15 protein-coding genes and 3 tRNA genes are annotated in these 17,489 nt (G+C 57.0%); 16 read left to right on the plus strand and 2 right to left on the minus strand.

The annotated features are described in order from the left end of the window. Positions 1 to 56 precede the first annotated feature (56 nt). The 15 genes from ftsH (at position 57) to DJ564_RS05040 (ending at position 14,732) form a co-directional block, all read left to right on the plus strand. A complete protein-coding gene (gene ftsH, locus DJ564_RS04970) occupies positions 57 to 1,970 on the plus strand; it encodes an ATP-dependent zinc metalloprotease FtsH (protein ID WP_109627910.1) in 1,914 nt (637 codons plus the stop codon). 8 nt (positions 1,971 to 1,978) lie between these two features. After that, positions 1,979 to 2,830: a dihydropteroate synthase gene (folP, locus tag DJ564_RS04975; RefSeq protein WP_109627911.1), complete on the plus strand. Its 852-nt coding sequence runs from the start codon at positions 1,979 to 1,981 to the stop codon at positions 2,828 to 2,830. Positions 2,831 to 2,846: 16 nt separating this feature from the next. Beyond that, a complete protein-coding gene (glmM, locus tag DJ564_RS04980; protein ID WP_109627912.1) occupies positions 2,847 to 4,184 on the plus strand; it encodes a phosphoglucosamine mutase in 1,338 nt (445 codons plus the stop codon). Between the two features lie 66 nt (positions 4,185 to 4,250). Further along, positions 4,251 to 5,006 (plus strand): triose-phosphate isomerase, encoded by a 756-nt coding sequence (gene tpiA, locus DJ564_RS04985; protein WP_109627913.1) that lies wholly within the window; start codon positions 4,251 to 4,253, stop codon positions 5,004 to 5,006. 4 nt (positions 5,007 to 5,010) lie between these two features. After that, complete coding sequence (gene secG / locus DJ564_RS04990) at positions 5,011 to 5,394, plus strand: preprotein translocase subunit SecG (RefSeq protein WP_010463489.1); 384 nt, start codon at positions 5,011 to 5,013, stop codon at positions 5,392 to 5,394. A gap of 22 nt (positions 5,395 to 5,416) precedes the next feature. Continuing rightward, positions 5,417 to 5,502 (plus strand) — tRNA-Leu (locus tag DJ564_RS04995). Between the two features lie 96 nt (positions 5,503 to 5,598). Next, positions 5,599 to 5,675, plus strand: a tRNA-Met gene (locus DJ564_RS05000). A gap of 138 nt (positions 5,676 to 5,813) precedes the next feature. Beyond that, on the plus strand, positions 5,814 to 6,272 hold the full coding sequence (gene rimP, locus DJ564_RS05005) for a ribosome maturation factor RimP (RefSeq protein ID WP_010463487.1): 459 nt from the start codon (positions 5,814 to 5,816) through the stop codon (positions 6,270 to 6,272). 47 nt (positions 6,273 to 6,319) lie between these two features. After that, complete coding sequence (gene nusA, locus DJ564_RS05010) at positions 6,320 to 7,801, plus strand: transcription termination factor NusA (protein WP_008024459.1); 1,482 nt, start codon at positions 6,320 to 6,322, stop codon at positions 7,799 to 7,801. Between the two features lie 27 nt (positions 7,802 to 7,828). Beyond that, on the plus strand, positions 7,829 to 10,357 hold the full coding sequence (gene infB / locus DJ564_RS05015) for a translation initiation factor IF-2 (RefSeq protein ID WP_109627914.1): 2,529 nt from the start codon (positions 7,829 to 7,831) through the stop codon (positions 10,355 to 10,357). A gap of 159 nt (positions 10,358 to 10,516) precedes the next feature. Then, complete coding sequence (rbfA, locus tag DJ564_RS05020) at positions 10,517 to 10,918, plus strand: 30S ribosome-binding factor RbfA (RefSeq protein ID WP_007942872.1); 402 nt, start codon at positions 10,517 to 10,519, stop codon at positions 10,916 to 10,918. 3 nt (positions 10,919 to 10,921) lie between these two features. Next, complete coding sequence (gene truB, locus DJ564_RS05025) at positions 10,922 to 11,839, plus strand: tRNA pseudouridine(55) synthase TruB (RefSeq protein WP_109627915.1); 918 nt, start codon at positions 10,922 to 10,924, stop codon at positions 11,837 to 11,839. A 115-nt stretch (positions 11,840 to 11,954) separates the two neighbouring features. Beyond that, positions 11,955 to 12,224: a 30S ribosomal protein S15 gene (gene rpsO, locus DJ564_RS05030; protein WP_003176135.1), complete on the plus strand. Its 270-nt coding sequence runs from the start codon at positions 11,955 to 11,957 to the stop codon at positions 12,222 to 12,224. Between the two features lie 195 nt (positions 12,225 to 12,419). After that, positions 12,420 to 14,525 (plus strand): polyribonucleotide nucleotidyltransferase, encoded by a 2,106-nt coding sequence (pnp, locus tag DJ564_RS05035; RefSeq protein ID WP_010463478.1) that lies wholly within the window; start codon positions 12,420 to 12,422, stop codon positions 14,523 to 14,525. A 134-nt stretch (positions 14,526 to 14,659) separates the two neighbouring features. After that, positions 14,660 to 14,732: transfer RNA gene (locus DJ564_RS05040), tRNA-Thr, on the plus strand. 11 nt (positions 14,733 to 14,743) lie between these two features. Here the strand turns inward: DJ564_RS05040 and DJ564_RS05045 are convergent. Beyond that, positions 14,744 to 15,775, minus strand: coding sequence for a hypothetical protein (locus DJ564_RS05045; protein WP_109627916.1), 1,032 nt, complete (start codon positions 15,773 to 15,775; stop codon positions 14,744 to 14,746). Positions 15,776 to 16,089: 314 nt separating this feature from the next. Here DJ564_RS05045 and DJ564_RS05050 point away from each other — a divergent pair, with 314 nt between their 5' ends. Next, positions 16,090 to 16,395, plus strand: coding sequence for a DUF6388 family protein (locus tag DJ564_RS05050; RefSeq protein WP_059403417.1), 306 nt, complete (start codon positions 16,090 to 16,092; stop codon positions 16,393 to 16,395). Between the two features lie 48 nt (positions 16,396 to 16,443). Here DJ564_RS05050 and nadC read toward each other — a convergent pair whose 3' ends face one another. Next, positions 16,444 to 17,292 (minus strand): carboxylating nicotinate-nucleotide diphosphorylase, encoded by an 849-nt coding sequence (gene nadC / locus DJ564_RS05055; RefSeq protein ID WP_109627917.1) that lies wholly within the window; start codon positions 17,290 to 17,292, stop codon positions 16,444 to 16,446. Positions 17,293 to 17,489 lie beyond the last annotated feature (197 nt).

Consider the following 17,489-nt stretch of genomic DNA (forward strand, 5'->3'; position numbering starts at 1 on the left):
ATGCGAAGCGCGCGCCATTAGCGGAGCTTGCTTCAGAGGGTAGTTAATTGAACGATATGGCAAAGAATCTGATCCTGTGGTTGATCATCGCGGCTGTCCTGGTGACAGTGATGAACAACTTCTCCAGCCCTAACGAGCCGCAGACCCTCAACTATTCCGACTTCATCCAGCAGGTCAAGGATGGCAAGGTCGAGCGCGTAGCGGTTGACGGCTATGTGATTACCGGCAAACGCAACGATGGCGACAGCTTCAAGACCATTCGTCCTGCAATCCAGGATAACGGTCTGATCGGCGACCTCGTGGATAACCACGTTGTGGTCGAAGGCAAGCAGCCTGAGCAGCAAAGCATCTGGACTCAACTCCTGGTCGCAAGCTTCCCGATCCTGGTGATCATTGCCGTGTTCATGTTCTTCATGCGGCAGATGCAGGGCGGTGCAGGCGGCAAGGGCGGGCCGATGAGCTTCGGCAAGAGCAAGGCGCGCCTGCTCTCCGAGGATCAGGTGAAAACCACCTTGGGTGACGTTGCCGGTTGCGACGAAGCCAAGGAAGAAGTGGGTGAGCTGGTCGAGTTCCTGCGTGATCCGGGCAAGTTCCAGCGCCTGGGCGGCCGCATTCCACGCGGCGTGCTGATGGTGGGGCCTCCGGGTACCGGTAAAACCTTGCTGGCCAAGGCGATTGCCGGCGAAGCCAAAGTGCCGTTCTTTACCATTTCCGGTTCCGATTTCGTCGAGATGTTCGTCGGTGTCGGTGCCAGTCGTGTTCGCGACATGTTCGAGCAGGCCAAGAAACACGCGCCATGCATCATCTTCATCGATGAAATCGACGCCGTCGGTCGCCACCGTGGCGCCGGCATGGGTGGCGGTCACGACGAGCGCGAGCAGACGCTCAACCAATTGCTGGTTGAGATGGATGGCTTTGAAATGAATGACGGCATCATCGTCATCGCCGCAACCAACCGTCCTGACGTACTGGACCCTGCGTTGCTGCGTCCAGGCCGTTTCGACCGTCAGGTTGTGGTCGGGCTGCCGGATATTCGTGGTCGTGAACAGATTCTCAAGGTTCACATGCGCAAAGTGCCAATGGGTGACGACGTCGCTCCTGCAGTGATCGCACGTGGTACCCCTGGTTTCTCCGGTGCGGACCTGGCTAACCTGGTGAACGAAGCTTCGTTGTTTGCAGCTCGTACCGGCAAGCGCATCGTCGAAATGAAAGAATTCGAGCTGGCCAAGGACAAGATCATGATGGGCGCTGAGCGCAAATCCATGGTCATGTCCGAAAAAGAGAAACAGAACACCGCTTATCACGAAGCAGGCCACGCTATCGTCGGTCGTGTCGTGCCAGAGCATGATCCGGTCTACAAGGTGTCGATTATCCCGCGTGGTCGTGCGCTGGGTGTGACCATGTTCCTGCCGGAAGAAGATCGCTACAGCCTGTCCAAGCGTGCACTGATCAGTCAGATCTGCTCGCTGTACGGTGGCCGTATCGCTGAAGAAATGACCTTGGGCTTCGACGGTGTTACCACTGGCGCGTCCAACGACATCATGCGCGCCAGCCAGATTGCGCGGAACATGGTGACCAAGTGGGGGCTGTCGGAAAAACTCGGTCCGTTGATGTATGCCGAAGAAGAGGGCGAAGTGTTCCTCGGTCGCGGCGGCGGTGGTCAGGGTGCGAGCTTCTCCGGTGAGACAGCCAAACTGATCGACTCCGAAGTGCGCAGCATCATTGACCAGTGCTACGGCACGGCTAAACAGATCCTCACGGATAACCGTGACAAGCTCGACGCCATGGCTGACGCCTTGATGAAATACGAGACGATCGATGCCGATCAGATCGATGACATCATGGCCGGTCGTACGCCTCGCGAACCACGCGATTGGTCGGGCGGTGGCACCGGTACTTCCGGGACACCTCCGGTGGTGCAGGATGAGCGTCCGGAAACACCGATCGGCGGTCCGGCTGCTGACGTCTAAGGTTTGAAATGACTTCTGTTCAGTCCTCGACCCGGTTGCCTTGCGGCAACCGGGTTCTTGATTTGGCCCAGACGCATGTCATGGGCATTCTCAATGTCACTCCCGATTCCTTTTCTGATGGCGGCCGATACAGCCAGCTCGATGCGGCCTTGCGCCACGCCGAGTCGATGGTTGCGGCGGGCGCCACGCTGATCGATGTCGGTGGCGAATCGACGCGGCCCGGAGCAAGGGCGGTTTCGCCTCTTGAGGAGCTGGAGCGCGTAGCGCCTATCGTTGAGCGCATCAATCGCGAGTTGGATGTCATTATTTCGGTCGATACTTCCACTCCCGCAGTCATGCGTGAAACCGCACGGCTCGGGGCGGGTTTGATCAATGATGTGCGCTCGCTACGTCGAGACGGTGCTCTGGATGCGGCAGCCGCCACCGGATTGCCGGTGTGTCTGATGCATATGCTCGGTGAACCGGGTGACATGCAGGATAATCCGCACTACGGGGACGTGACCAAAGAGGTCGGCGAGTTTCTCTCTGAGCGCATGGCCCAATGTGCGTTAGCGGGAATTCCGGCCGAGCGGATTATTCTTGATCCTGGCTTTGGATTCGCGAAAACCTTGCAGCACAATCTAAGCTTGTTCAAACATATGGAAGCCCTGCATCTCTTGGGGCGGCCCCTCTTAGTCGGGGTTTCGCGAAAGAGCATGATAGGTCAGGCCTTGAATCGCCCGGTTGGAGAACGCCTGTTTGGCGGTCTGGCGCTCGCGGCGCTGGCTTCGGCCAAGGGTGCGCGTATATTGCGCGTCCATGATGTAGCCGAAACAGTGGACGTGGTGCGGATGATCGCCGCAGTGGAATCAGCCGAATAAGAATGATGGAGCACTTATGAGCAAAAAATATTTTGGCACCGACGGTATTCGTGGTCGGGTCGGCGAATACCCGATTACTCCTGATTTCATGCTCAAGCTTGGTTGGGCCGCAGGCATGGCGTTCCGCAAAATGGGCGCCTGCAAGGTGTTGGTTGGCAAGGACACCCGGATTTCCGGTTACATGTTCGAGTCCGCGCTCGAGGCCGGGCTGACGTCGGCAGGTGCTGACGTGATGCTGTTGGGTCCGATGCCGACGCCGGCGATCGCCTACCTGACGCGCACCTTTCATGCTGAAGCCGGTATCGTGATCAGTGCCTCGCACAATCCTCACGACGACAACGGCATCAAGTTCTTTTCCGGAAAGGGCACCAAGCTGCCGGACGAAGTCGAACTGATGATCGAAGAGTTGCTCGACACCCCGATGACCGTGGTTGAGTCGAGCAAGATAGGTAAAGTGTCGCGAATCAACGACGCCTCTGGCCGCTATATCGAATTTTGCAAGAGCAGCGTACCGACCGGTACCAACTTCTCTGGCCTGAAGATAGTGATCGACTGCGCTCATGGCGCGACCTACAAGGTTGCACCTAGCGTTTTCCGCGAGTTGGGTGCGGAAGTCGTTGTGCTTTCCGCCCAGCCTGACGGCCTGAACATCAATGACAATTGTGGTTCGACCCATATGGGCCCATTGCAGGCTGCCGTATTGGCCGAGCACGCCGATCTGGGTATTGGCTTCGATGGTGACGGTGATCGCGTCCTGATGGTCGATCACACTGGCGCCATCGTTGATGGTGACGAGTTGCTGTACATCATTGCTCGCGATCTGCATGAGCGCGACAAACTGCAAGGCGGTGTGGTCGGCACATTGATGAGTAACCTGGGGCTGGAATTGGCTCTGGCGGATCTATCGATTCCTTTTGTGCGTGCCAACGTCGGCGACCGTTATGTGATAGCCGACCTGCTGGAGCGCAACTGGTTGGTAGGTGGTGAGAACTCAGGTCATATCGTCTGCTTCAATCACACCACCACAGGTGATGCGATCATCGCTGCACTCCAGGTGCTGATGGCGCTGAAGACTCGTTCCGAAGGTCTGGCGCAGGCTCGCCAAGCGTTGCGCAAGTGCCCTCAGGTGCTGATCAATGTCCGTTTCGGCGGTGGTGCGAGTCCGCTCGACCATCCGGCAGTCAAGGAAGCCAGCGCCCGTGTTACCGAGGCTATGGCTGGTCGTGGGCGCGTACTGTTGCGCAAGTCCGGGACAGAGCCACTGGTGCGGGTGATGGTTGAAGGCGAGGACGAAACACAGGTTCGCGGTTACGCCGAAGAGCTGGCAAAACTGGTTACTGAAGTTTCTGCCTGAATTCGGCTTGCCAGCCATGATTGTGTTGGGTAACATCTGCGCCCACTTTGACCGACGAGGTACAGCATGCGTCGCCCTATGGTAGCTGGTAACTGGAAGATGCACGGTACCCGCGCCAGCGTCGCTGAGCTGATCAATGGCCTTCGTCATCTGGCCTTGCCGAGCGGTGTTGATGTAGCGGTATTCCCGCCTTTCTTGCATATCAATCAAGTGATTGATGGTTTGGACGGTAAGTCGATTTCGATCGGCGCGCAGAACTCTGCGGTGGAATCCATGCAAGGCGCTTTGACCGGTGAAGTTGCACCGAGTCAGTTGGTGGATGCAGGTTGTTCCCTGGTTCTTGTCGGGCACTCCGAACGCCGCCAGATTATGGGCGAGCAGGACGGTGTGCTGATTCGCAAGTTCGCGGCGGCACAGGCATGTGGCTTGATTCCGGTGTTGTGCATAGGGGAAACCCTTGAGCAGCGCGAAGCCGGGAAAACTCTTGAGGTTGTCGGGCGTCAGCTAGGCAGTATCATAGAAGAGCTGGGTGTCGGTGCCTTTGTAAATGCAGTGATTGCTTACGAGCCGGTCTGGGCCATTGGCACCGGGCTGACTGCTTCGCCGCAACAAGCGCAGGATGTGCATGCAGCCATCCGCGCTCAGTTGGCGGCAGAGAATTCTGAAGTCGCACAAGGTGTGCGGCTTCTATACGGCGGCAGCGTGAAGGCGGCCAATGCGGTCGAACTGTTCGGCATGCCGGATATCGATGGGGGGCTCATTGGTGGAGCTTCCCTGAATGCAGATGAGTTCGGTGCGATCTGTCGCGCCGCGGGAAACTGAAAAAATGCTGGAAACAGTCGTAGTCGTTTTTCATCTGCTGGGTGCATTGGGCGTAGTTGCTCTGGTATTGCTGCAGCAGGGTAAAGGTGCGGATGCTGGTGCGTCTTTCGGAGCAGGTGCTTCAAATACTGTGTTCGGAAGCCAAGGTTCCTCTACCTTTCTTAGTAAGTTTACTGCTATACTTGCCGCCGGTTTCTTCATAACCAGCTTAGGGTTAGGTTACTTTGCTAAAGAGAAAGCTCAGCAGCTGACTCAAGTAGGTTTGCCAAACCCGGCAGTGTTGGAAGTTCCAAAGCAACAACCGGCTTCTGATGATGTACCGGTGCTTCAAGAGCAAAAGTCGGCTACTCCAGCGACTGACGTGCCTCCAGCTCAAGAGCAAAAGTAAGAAGGGTTTCAAACGTAGTATTGCCGAGGTGGTGGAATTGGTAGACACGCAACCTTGAGGTGGTTGTGCCCATAGGGTGTAGGGGTTCGAGTCCCCTTCTCGGTACCAATTATCAGGAGAGCCCGCTGTTGCGGGCTTTCTTGTAGGTGGAAGGTTACATTGACCCTGTCAGGGATCGGTCGTATACTTCCGCCCCAGCTTTGTCGCGGGGTGGAGCAGTCTGGTAGCTCGTCGGGCTCATAACCCGAAGGTCGTCGGTTCAAATCCGGCCCCCGCAACCAGTTTAAGGAGCCCCTTTTAAGGGGCTTTTTGTTAGCTGGACACTTTCTACGCCGCTGTTCGACGGCGTTTCAAGGATGGGCGTTTCGCCCATTTTTTTATTTTGCATAGCATGCACATACATGCACGAGGGGGTTCAGGTGTCGAGCAAGCTAGAAGAGTTGCAGGCCTTGTTGGCCCCGGTGGTCGTGGCCCTGGGCTATGAATGCTGGGGTATTGAGTTTTCGGCTCAAGGTCGCCACTCAATGTTGCGCGTTTATATTGATAAAGAGGGCGGTGTGCTGGTGGACGATTGTGCCATCGTCAGCCGTCAGATCAGCGGTGTCCTGGATGTTGAAGATCCAATCGCCGTTGAATACACCCTTGAAGTTTCCTCGCCTGGCATGGAACGCCCACTGTTCACTATTGAGCAGTTTGCAAAATTTGCCGGTGAACAAGTGAAGATCAAGCTGCGCTCGCCTTTTGAAGGACGACGCAACTTTCAGGGCCTTCTGCGCGGTGTAGAAGAGCAGGACGTCGTGGTGCAGGTAGAAGACCATGAGTTCCTGTTGCCGATCGATATGATCGACAAGGCCAACATTATTCCCAGTTTTGACTGAGACGCGGATCCCGCGGATCCAATGGCTTGCGAAAGGCGAGGCGTACGATGAGCAAAGAAGTACTGCTGGTTGTTGAGTCGGTATCCAATGAAAAGGGCGTACCGGCAAACGTAATTTTTGAAGCGCTGGAGCTGGCTCTGGCCACTGCTACCAAAAAGCGTTTCGAGGACGAAGTCGATCTGCGTGTGGAAATCAATCGCCACACCGGTGCTTACGAGACCTTCCGTCGCTGGACGGTCGTCGAAGAAGCAGACCTGGATGATCCGGCCATCGAAACCTGGCCGAGCAAGGTTGCGGAAACGCACCCGGGTGCCCAGGTAGGTGATGTAGTCGAAGAGAAAATCGAATCCATCGAGTTCGGCCGCATTGCTGCACAGACTGCCAAGCAAGTCATCGTGCAGAAAGTTCGCGAAGCCGAGCGCGCTCAAGTCGTTGATGCCTATCGCGAGCGCCTGGGGGAAATCATCTCCGGCACCGTGAAGAAAGTCACCCGCGACAACGTGATCGTCGACCTGGGCAACAACGCTGAAGCGTTGCTGGCTCGTGAAGACATCATTTCTCGCGAAACCTTCCGGGTTGGCGTGCGTTTGCGTGCGCTGCTCAAGGAAATCCGCACCGAGAACCGCGGCCCGCAGCTGATCCTGTCGCGTACCGCGCCGGAAATGCTGATCGAGTTGTTCCGCATCGAAGTGCCGGAAATCGCTGAAGGCCTGATCGAAGTAATGGCTGCGTCCCGTGATCCGGGTTCGCGCGCCAAGATCGCGGTCCGCTCGAAAGACAAACGTATCGACCCGCAAGGCGCTTGCATCGGTATGCGCGGTTCGCGCGTCCAGGCAGTGTCGGGTGAGTTGGGCGGTGAGCGTGTTGATATCGTCCTGTGGGACGATAACCCGGCTCAGTTCGTAATCAACGCCATGTCCCCGGCTGAGGTTGCGGCAATTATCGTTGACGAAGATGCCCATGCAATGGACATCGCCGTTGGCGCAGACAATCTGGCTCAGGCCATCGGTCGCGGTGGTCAGAACGTGCGTCTGGCTAGCCAATTGACTGGCTGGACCCTGAACGTGATGACCGAATCGGACATCCAGGCTAAGCAGCAAGCAGAAACCGGCGACATCCTGCGCAACTTCATCGACGAGCTGGAAGTCGACGAAGACCTGGCACAGGTGCTGGTAGATGAAGGCTTCACCAGCCTGGAAGAGATTGCCTACGTACCGTTGGAAGAAATGCTCAACATCGACGGCTTTGACGAAGAAACCGTCAACGAGCTTCGCGCTCGCGCCAAGGATCGTTTGTTGACCAAAGCCATCGCTACTGAGGAAAAGCTGGCAGACGCCCATCCGGCCGAAGACCTGCTCTCGCTTGAGGGTATGGACAAGGATCTGGCGATGGAACTGGCGGTGCGCGGCGTAATTACCCGCGAAGACCTGGCCGAGCAGTCTATTGACGATCTGCTCGACATCGACGGCATTGACGATGATCGTGCCGGCAAGTTGATCATGGCCGCCCGAGCCCACTGGTTCGAGTAATTAGGCGCGGCCTGAGGAGAGAAGTGCATGACGCAAGTCACGGTGAAACAACTGGCCGATGAGGTCAAAACACCGGTAGAGCGCCTGTTGCAGCAGATGCGTGAGGCAGGTCTGCCGCACACCGCCGCCGAAGAACATGTGACTGACAGTGAGAAGCAATCTTTGCTGACTCACTTGAAAAGCAGCCACAAGGCGAAAGTGGAAGAACCACGCAAGATCACACTGCAGCGTAAAACCACCAGCACCCTGCGTGTTGCTGGCAGCAAAAGCATCAGTGTTGAAGTCCGTAAAAAGAAAGTTTTCGTACAGCGCAGCCCGGAAGAAATCGAAGCCGAGCGCAAACGCGAACTGGACGAACGTCGCGCAGTAGAAAATGCTGCTCGTCAGAAGGCTGAAGAAGAAGCCAAGCGTCGCGCCGAAGAAGAAGCGCGTCGCCAGCCTGCTGCTGCGCAATCCGCTACTAACGACGCCGTTGCAGCGCCTGCTGCAGTTGCCGAACCAGTACGCGAAAGCGCACCGGTTGTAGCCGCTGCTCCAGCTCCGTCTGCTGACGTTCGCAACAAGCAGAACGAACAGCGCCGTCCGGACAAACCACGTGCCGACGATAACAATCGTCGTGGCAGTGGCGATGGTGAGCGCAAAAACGCTCCACATCGTGCTTCGGTTAAAGAGAAAGCGCCTGCTCCACGTGTTGCGCCACGTACTACCGACGAAGAAAGCGATGGCTTCCGTCGTGGTGGTCGCGGCAAGGCCAAGCTGAAGAAACGCAACGCTCACGGTTTCCAGAACCCAACCGGTCCTGTTGTGCGTGATGTGCAGATCGGCGAGACCATCACTGTTGGCGATCTCGCCCAGCAGATGTCGGTCAAGGCTGCTGAAATCATCAAGTTCATGTTCAAACTGGGTACCCCAGCGACCATCAACCAGGTACTGGATCAGGAAACTGCCCAACTGGTTGCTGAAGAGCTGGGCCACAAAGTGACCCTGGTTAGTGACACTGCCCTGGAAGATTCCCTGGCCGAGTCCCTGAAGTTTGAAGGTGAGTCGTTCTCCCGTGCACCGGTTGTGACCGTAATGGGCCACGTTGACCACGGTAAGACCTCGCTGCTCGACTACATCCGTCGTGCCAAGGTAGCTGCTGGCGAAGCCGGCGGTATCACCCAGCACATCGGTGCGTACCACGTTGAAACTGATCGCGGCATGGTCACTTTCCTTGATACCCCGGGTCACGCTGCGTTTACCGCAATGCGTGCCCGTGGTGCCAAGGCGACTGACATCGTGATCCTGGTAGTTGCAGCGGACGACGGCGTGATGCCGCAGACCATTGAAGCTGTCCAGCACGCCAAGGCCGCCGGTGTTCCACTGGTAGTTGCTGTGAACAAAATCGACAAGCCGGGCGCCGATCTCGATCGCATCCGTAGCGAACTGTCGGTTCACGGCGTGACTTCTGAAGAGTGGGGCGGCGACACCCCGTTCGTATCGGTTTCGGCGAAAGTCGGTACCGGCGTGGACGAGTTGCTCGAAGCTGTTCTGCTGCAAGCCGAAGTTTTGGAACTGAAAGCGACGCCTTCGGCTCCTGGCCGTGGTGTTGTAGTTGAATCGCGTCTCGACAAAGGTCGTGGCCCGGTTGCAACCGTTCTGGTTCAAGACGGTACCCTGCGCCAAGGCGACATGGTGCTGGTCGGTTCGAACTACGGCCGTGTACGTGCCATGCTCGACGAGAACGGCAAGCCAATCAAAGAAGCCGGTCCTTCCATCCCTGTCGAGATTCTCGGCCTGGACGGTACCCCGGACGCTGGCGACGAGATGAGCGTGCTGTCGGACGAGAAGAAAGCCCGTGAAGTGGCTCTGTTCCGTCAAGGCAAGTTCCGCGAAGTCAAACTGGCCCGTGCTCACGCCGGCAAGCTTGAAAACATCTTCGAAAACATGGGCCAGGCAGAGAAGAAGACGCTTAACATCGTCCTCAAATCCGACGTCCGTGGTTCGCTGGAAGCGTTGAACGGCGCCTTGAACGGCCTGGGTAACGACGAAGTGCAAGTGCGTGTTGTCGGTGGCGGCGTCGGTGGTATCACCGAGTCCGACGCTAACCTGGCACTGGCCTCCAACGCTGTACTGTTCGGCTTCAACGTGCGTGCCGATGCTGGCGCTCGCAAGATCGTCGAGCAGGAAGGTCTGGATATGCGTTACTACAACGTGATCTACGACATCATCGAAGACGTCAAGAAAGCCCTCACCGGTATGCTGGGCAGCGATGTTCGCGAGAACATCCTGGGTACCGCTGAAGTGCGTGACGTGTTCCGTTCGCCGAAGTTTGGCGCGATCGCCGGTTGCATGGTTATCGAAGGTGTTGTTCACCGTAACCGTCCAATCCGTGTACTGCGTGAAGACATCGTTATCTTCGAAGGCGAGCTGGAATCCCTGCGCCGCTTCAAGGATGACGCTTCCGAAGTACGTGCCGGCATGGAATGCGGTATCGGTGTGAAGAGCTACAACGACGTCAAAGTCGGTGACAAGATCGAAGTCTTCGAGAAGGTTCAGGTTGCTCGCAGCCTCTAACTCGCGCACTTCAAGGGCCACGCCAAGCCGCCGCATGCAAATGCGCGGCACAGCGTCAGGACTCTAAACGCAACGCCCGGTCTGGCTTTTGTCAGGCCGGGCGTTTGCCGCTTTCAGACCCCTCGGGTTTCACCGTGGGGCAGTAACAGGTAACAAGACATGGCAAAAGAATACAGCCGTACCCAACGTATCGGCGATCAGATGCAGCGTGAGCTGGCACAGCTGATCCGTCGTGAAGTCAAAGACCCGCGCGTCGGCTTGGTCACCATTACCGCTGTTGAAGTCAGCCGTGACGTCGGTCACGCCAAGATCTTCATCACCGTGATGGGGCAGGACAACGCCGAAGACATCGCACAAAGCATCAAGGTGCTCAACTCCGCCGCCGGTTTCCTGCGTATGCAGTTAGCTCGCGAAATGAAGTTGCGCAGCGTTCCTCAGCTGCACTTCCACTACGACGAAAGCGTCGTGCGTGGAGCGCATCTGTCGGCCCTGATCGAGCGTGCGGTGGCTGAAGACAATCAGCACCCGGTAGCGGCTGAACCCGAAGACGCCAAGGAGTAATCGGTGGCTCAGGTCAAACGTATCCGTCGTAACGTCAGCGGTATCATTCTGCTCGACAAGCCGTTGGGGTTTACCTCCAATGCCGCGTTGCAGAAGGTTCGCTGGTTGCTGAACGCCGAGAAGGCCGGACACACCGGCAGTCTCGATCCGCTGGCCACCGGCGTGTTGCCGTTGTGCTTCGGTGAGGCCACCAAGTTTTCGCAATACCTGCTCGATTCCGACAAGGGTTATGAAACCGTGGCGCAACTGGGCAAGACCACCACCACGGCCGATGCCGAGGGTGAAGTTTTGCAGGAACGCCCGGTGACCGTTGGTCGCGCCGATGTCGAAGCTGTATTGCCGAATTTTCGCGGGCAAATCAGTCAGATACCGCCGATGTACTCGGCGCTCAAGCGTGATGGCCAGCCGCTGTACAAGCTGGCCCGTGCAGGCGAAGTAGTGGAGCGCGAACCGCGTTCTGTTACTATTGCGCGCTTGGAATTGCTGGCCTTTGAGGGTGATACTGCGCGGCTTGCGGTGGATTGCAGCAAAGGCACCTATATTCGCACCCTGGTGGAGGATATCGGTGAGCAACTCGGTTGTGGCGCTTACGTGGCTGAATTGCGACGTACCCAGGCCGGGCCTTTCACGCTGGCGCAGACGGTCACGCTTGAAGAGTTGGAAGCAGTACATGCCGAAGGCGGCAACGAAGCGGTCGACCGCTTCCTGATGCCATCGGACAGCGGCCTGCTGGATTGGCCGCTGTTGCAGTTCTCGGAGCACAGCTCGTTCTACTGGCTTAACGGCCAACCGGTACGAGCCCCGGATGCACCGAAGTTCGGCATGGTACGGGTACAGGATCACAACGGTCGCTTCATCGGTATCGGTGAAGTGAGCGAAGACGGGCGCATCGCGCCGCGTCGACTGATTCGGTCAGAATGACCGGACGAGGGTGGCTGTTAACAGGCACGGTCACTACTCATTTTTAGATACAGGGATTTGTCCCTGGCCTGTTGAAATCGTCCTCTGGATGGTTTCCTGATAAAAGGATTGCCTCATGGCTCTCGACGTTCAAGAAAAAGCTCAAATCGTAGCTGACTACCAGCAAGCTGTTGGTGACACTGGTTCGCCAGAAGTGCAAGTTGCACTGCTGACCCACAACATCAACAAGCTGCAAGGTCACTTCAAGGCCAACGGTAAAGATCACCACTCCCGTCGTGGTCTGATCCGCATGGTAAACCAGCGCCGTAAGCTGCTGGACTACCTGAAAGGCAAGGATCTGGGCCGTTACCAGGCTCTGATCGGTCGCCTGGGTCTGCGTCGCTAATAAGCGATTGCGCTAGAGGTTGGTTGTTTGCTGTGTGTCAGCGGGTTTCCCGCGGGCGCATGGCAGGCTCCCAGCCTCAAGTTTTATCTGGATAGTCGTTTTACCCTGGACAGGCGTTGGGCCGATTCCCGACATTGCCCAAGAATTTCGCAAGAAGACAAGTTCCCCAAGAGCCACAAAAGAAGGTAGGACACCGTGAACCCGGTAATCAAAAAATTCCAGTTCGGTCAGTCGACCGTTACCCTCGAGACTGGCCGTATCGCCCGTCAGGCCTCCGGCGCAGTATTGGTCACCGTTGACGACGACGTCAGCGTATTGGTGACTGTGGTCGGCGCCAAGCAAGCCGATCCAGGCAAGGGCTTCTTCCCTCTGTCCGTTCACTACCAGGAAAAGACTTACGCTGCCGGTAAGATCCCTGGCGGTTTCTTCAAGCGTGAAGGCCGTCCTTCCGAGAAAGAAACCCTGACTTCCCGACTGATCGACCGTCCGATCCGTCCGCTGTTCCCTGAAGGTTTCATGAACGAAGTGCAGGTTGTCTGCACCGTCGTATCCACCAGCAAGAAGACCGATCCGGACATCGCTGCGATGATCGGTACCTCGGCTGCGCTGGCTATCTCCGGCATTCCTTTCGATGGCCCGATCGGCGCTGCCCGCGTTGCGTTCCACGAAAGCACCGGCTATCTGCTGAACCCGACTTACGAACAACAGAAAGCTTCGAGCCTGGACATGGTCGTTGCCGGTACTTCGGAAGCTGTTCTGATGGTTGAATCGGAAGCCAAAGAGCTGACCGAAGACCAGATGCTGGGCGCGGTACTGTTTGCTCACGACGAGTTCCAGGTGGTGATCAACGCTGTTAAAGAACTGGCCGCTGAAGCTGCCAAGCCGACCTGGACCTGGGCTCCGCAGCCAGAAGCCACCGCTCTGCTGGGCGCCATCCGTGCCGAGTTCGGCGACGCGATCTCCCAGGCTTACACCATCACCATCAAGGCCGACCGTTATGCTCGTCTGGGCGAACTGAAAGACCAGGTGGTTGCCAAGCTGTCCGGTGAAGAAGGCCAGCCTTCCTCCAGCGAAGTCAAAGCAGCTTTCGGCGAAATCGAATATCGCACCGTTCGCGAAAACATCGTTAACGGCAAGCCACGTATCGACGGCCGCGATACCAAGACCGTACGTCCTTTGAACATCGAAGTGGGTGTGCTGCCAAAGACCCACGGTTCGGCGTTGTTCACCCGTGGCGAAACCCAGGCGCTGGTCGTTGCAACACTGGGCACCGCCCGTGATGCACAGCTGCTGGACACCCTGGAAGGCGAGAAAAAAGACCCGTTCATGCTGCACTACAACTTCCCTCCGTTCTCGGTAGGTGAGTGTGGTCGCATGGGTGGCGCTGGTCGTCGCGAAATCGGTCACGGCCGTCTGGCCCGTCGTTCGATTGCAGCCATGCTGCCTGCTGCTGACGTGTTCCCGTACACCATCCGTGTTGTATCGGAAATCACCGAGTCCAACGGTTCGAGCTCCATGGCTTCGGTCTGCGGCGCTTCCCTGGCCCTGATGGACGCCGGCGTTCCGATGAAGGCACCGGTTGCCGGTATCGCCATGGGTCTGGTTAAAGAAGGCGAGAAGTTCGCCGTCCTGACCGACATCCTGGGTGACGAAGACCACCTGGGCGACATGGACTTCAAAGTAGCCGGTACCGCCAAAGGTGTGACCGCGCTGCAGATGGACATCAAGATCAAAGGCATCACCGAAGAAATCATGGAAATCGCTCTGGGCCAAGCCCTGGAAGCGCGCCTGAATATCCTCGGTCAGATGAACCAGATCATTGGCCAGTCGCGTACCGAACTGTCGGAAAACGCTCCGACCATGATCGCGATGAAAATCGACACCGACAAAATCCGTGACGTCATCGGTAAAGGCGGCGCGACCATTCGTGCGATCTGTGAAGAGACCAAGGCTTCGATCGACATCGAAGACGACGGCTCGATCAAGATCTTCGGCGAAACCAAGGAAGCGGCTGAAGCAGCACGTCAGCGCGTTCTGGGCATCACCGCAGAAGCTGAAATCGGCAAGATCTACGTCGGCAAGGTTGAGCGCATCGTCGACTTCGGCGCATTCGTCAACATCCTGCCAGGCAAGGACGGTCTGGTTCACATCTCGATGCTGAGCGATGCTCGCGTTGAGAAAGTGACCGACATACTGAAAGAAGGCCAGGAAGTGGAAGTTCTGGTACTGGACGTGGACAACCGCGGCCGTATCAAGCTGTCCATCAAAGACGTAGCAGCGGCCAAGGCTTCGGGCGTTTAATCACCCCAGCCTGACCGTTTCGACGTTATAAAAAATGCCCCGCAGTGAAAACTGCGGGGCATTTTTTTATCTGCCATTAACCGAAACGGACTTGCGGTTGCGACTCGTGAAAGCTGTGCTAGGTTTAGCTCACCGCCCGTGTAGCTCAGTTGGTAGAGCAGCGCACTCGTAACGCGAAGGTCGCAGGTTCGATTCCTGTCTCGGGCAAAAATTATCTGTTACTTCACCTTTCTGCTTAAGTCTTCCACGGTGCGTTTGAGCTGATCCAGTTGATTGTCCTGATCGCTGACTTCCCGCTTAAGGCTGGACAGGTCGCTGGAGCTCGAGCTGGAGTTCGAACCGGCGCTGCGCTTGAGGTCTTCCACTTGGCTGGCAAGCCGTTTCAGGTCGTTTTCCTGTTCGTTGACAGTGCGCTTGAGGTCGTTCACTTCGCTGGAGCTGGAGCTTGAACTGGAGTTCGAACCGCTGCTGCGTTTCAGTTCGTCCATCTGACTGGCGAGCTTCTTCAGTCCGCTTTCCTGTTCACTTACCGTACGCTTGAGATCGCTCACTTCGCTGGAGCTAGAACTCGAGCTGGAACTCGAGCTGCTGCTGCGCTTGAGATCGTCCATCTGGCTGGCGAGTTTTTTCAGTCCGTTGTCCTGTTCGCTGACCGTGCGCTTGAGATCGCTGACTTCGCTGGAACTGGAGCTGGAATTCGAGGTGCTATTGCGTTTGAGTTCGTCCACGGCCTTGGCGAGGTTTACCAAACCGGTGTTCTGATCACTGACCGTGCGTTTGAGGTCATTAACTTCGCCGGCGCTGGCGCTGGAACTCGAGCCGCTGCTGCGTTTGAGTTCGTCCATGGCCTTGGCGAGGTTTTTCAGCGCCGTTTCCTGGTCCCTGACGGTGCGCTTGAGTTTGTCCACTTCGCTGGCAGTCGAGCTCGAACCGGACACCGTGTTCTTTTTCAACTCTTCGATGAGCCGCGCCTGTGCAGTGACGGTTTTCTTCAGCTCTTCCAGATCAGCCGTACTGGTTTTTACAACTCTTTGTAATGTTTCCACCTCCTCGATACTGACGTCGGATCTGACCATCACGTTTGTGCCGTAATAGTTGTGGAAAACGAGGAATTTATCGGAAGAATTAGCGCTGTCGGGTTTGTATTCCAGACTGGCTTGAGCGGTGCTGGGCAGTGCCAGGCTGCCGAGAAGAAGGGCAGCCATGCCGGTTGCAGACAGGATGGACGAAAGCTTGGAAAAATTGCGCATCACGGGTTCCTTGTGACGTGCCTAGATGGCACATCGCTATGACTTTACCTTTTGAACGTTGTTCCCGGGTAGCGACTGGAAATTTTCAGAAAGTCCGATCAAAGGTTTTTTTGTAGATTTGATGTAAAAGTCCATATAAATCGTCGACCAAACGTCCTATATTCGAACGTTGCACACGTACCACTTTGCAGTTTTCAGATGATCCCCGAATGGTTCTGAAGGCCAGACAAACCGGGCTTCAAACGGTTTTTTGCGTCAGAGAGATCCTTGATGATCCAGATCCATCTTCCATTCCCCAGATCAGCGAGAACGCCATGACCGTTAAAGAATTGACTCAAGAAGCCAGACACGAAGAAGCGCTGAAAAAGTACCTGCTGGATTCGCCCCAGCTAGCCGAAGAGATCAAGGACCTGCCAGCCGACGATCAGAAAGACCAGATCCAGTGGGCATTCGAGGATGAGGCGGAATCCCAGGGCTTGCAGCCGTGGGAGTTGACGCTCAAGTACACCTCGACCCCTGAAGAGTTCGAGGCTGCGCGCCTGGTGCTGCACAAGGAGGCGGCCGAGGTATTGGGCGTCGAGTGGGAAGAGTACTGCGAGATGAACAATCTGGTGGTGTGACAAAAACGCCAGCCTCAATGAGGCTGGCGTTTTTTCATTCTCAGAGGCTCAGAGGCTCAGACGCATCGACAGGTCGACAGCCTTCACATCCTTGGTCATTGCACCAATCGAAATGTAATCCACCCCGGTTTCGGCGATCGGCAGCAGCGTGCTTTCGTTGATACCGCCGCTGGCTTCCAGTTTTGCCTTGCCGCCGTTGAGGCGCACCGCTTCACGCATGTCCTCCAGGCTCAGCTCATCGAGCATGATGATGTCTGCACCCGCCGCCAGGGCTTCCTTGAGCTCATCCAGGCTTTCCACTTCAATCTCCACCGGCTTGCCCGGGGCGATCTTGTGCGCAGCGTTAATGGCTTCAGGAATGCCACCGCAGGCGGCGATGTGGTTTTCCTTGATCAGGAAGGCGTCGTACAGGCCGATGCGGTGGTTGTGGCAACCGCCGCAGGTCACGGCGTACTTCTGCGCCAGACGCAGCCCTGGCAGGGTTTTACGGGTATCGAGCAGCTTCACCTGAGTCTCGGCGACAAAGTCCGCCAGGTATTGCGCGCGAGTGGCCACGCCCGAGAGCAATTGCAGGAAATTCAGTGCGCAGCGTTCACCGGTCAGCAGTGACCGTGCCGGGCCTTCGAGGTGGAACAGCGCCTGATTGGGATTCACTCGTTCGCCATCGCGCACCTGCCAGTGCACCGCGACCCGTGGATCAAGCTGCCGGAAAACGGCATCGACCCATGCGGTGCCGGCAATGACCGCGGCATCGCGGGTGATGATGGTGGCTTTGGCCAGGCGTTCGGCGGGGATGAGCTGCGCGGTGATGTCGCCGCTGCCGATGTCTTCGAGCAACGCACGGCGCACGTTGGCTTCGATTTCGGCGGTCAAATCGGCGAGACGTAGATTCGGCATAACGGGCTCCACAAACAAAGTGGCCCGATTATAGGGCCATGGCGTGAGGCAACCCAAGGCATCAAAGGCGTTCCCGTGGCCTGCACACCTGCATTTGGTCGATTCCCTTGAATCATCGGCCCTGAGTCGGCGTCTTCCCTACGCGTCTATTTCAATGTGGAGCACAGAGTCTGCTGGCACATCGAGGCTCTTTTACC

The organism is Pseudomonas sp. 31-12 (assembly GCF_003151075.1).
Lineage (GTDB): Bacteria > Pseudomonadota > Gammaproteobacteria > Pseudomonadales > Pseudomonadaceae > Aquipseudomonas.

What these genes read in the sequence shown, in the direction of transcription:
- rbfA (WP_007942872.1), top strand. Translation starts at nt 10,517, where the DNA reads ATGGCAAAAGAATACAGCCGTACCCAACGTATCGGCGATCAGATGCAG.
- DJ564_RS05050 (WP_059403417.1), top strand. Translation starts at nt 16,090, where the DNA reads ATGACCGTTAAAGAATTGACTCAAGAAGCCAGACACGAAGAAGCGCTG.
- ftsH (WP_109627910.1), top strand. Translation starts at nt 57, where the DNA reads ATGGCAAAGAATCTGATCCTGTGGTTGATCATCGCGGCTGTCCTGGTG.
- infB (WP_109627914.1), top strand. Translation starts at nt 7,829, where the DNA reads ATGACGCAAGTCACGGTGAAACAACTGGCCGATGAGGTCAAAACACCG.
- folP (WP_109627911.1), top strand. Translation starts at nt 1,979, where the DNA reads ATGACTTCTGTTCAGTCCTCGACCCGGTTGCCTTGCGGCAACCGGGTT.
- secG (WP_010463489.1), top strand. Translation starts at nt 5,011, where the DNA reads ATGCTGGAAACAGTCGTAGTCGTTTTTCATCTGCTGGGTGCATTGGGC.
- DJ564_RS05045 (WP_109627916.1), bottom strand. Translation starts at nt 15,775, where the DNA reads ATGCGCAATTTTTCCAAGCTTTCGTCCATCCTGTCTGCAACCGGCATG.
- rpsO (WP_003176135.1), top strand. Translation starts at nt 11,955, where the DNA reads ATGGCTCTCGACGTTCAAGAAAAAGCTCAAATCGTAGCTGACTACCAG.
- nadC (WP_109627917.1), bottom strand. Translation starts at nt 17,292, where the DNA reads ATGCCGAATCTACGTCTCGCCGATTTGACCGCCGAAATCGAAGCCAAC.
- nusA (WP_008024459.1), top strand. Translation starts at nt 6,320, where the DNA reads ATGAGCAAAGAAGTACTGCTGGTTGTTGAGTCGGTATCCAATGAAAAG.
- tpiA (WP_109627913.1), top strand. Translation starts at nt 4,251, where the DNA reads ATGCGTCGCCCTATGGTAGCTGGTAACTGGAAGATGCACGGTACCCGC.
- glmM (WP_109627912.1), top strand. Translation starts at nt 2,847, where the DNA reads ATGAGCAAAAAATATTTTGGCACCGACGGTATTCGTGGTCGGGTCGGC.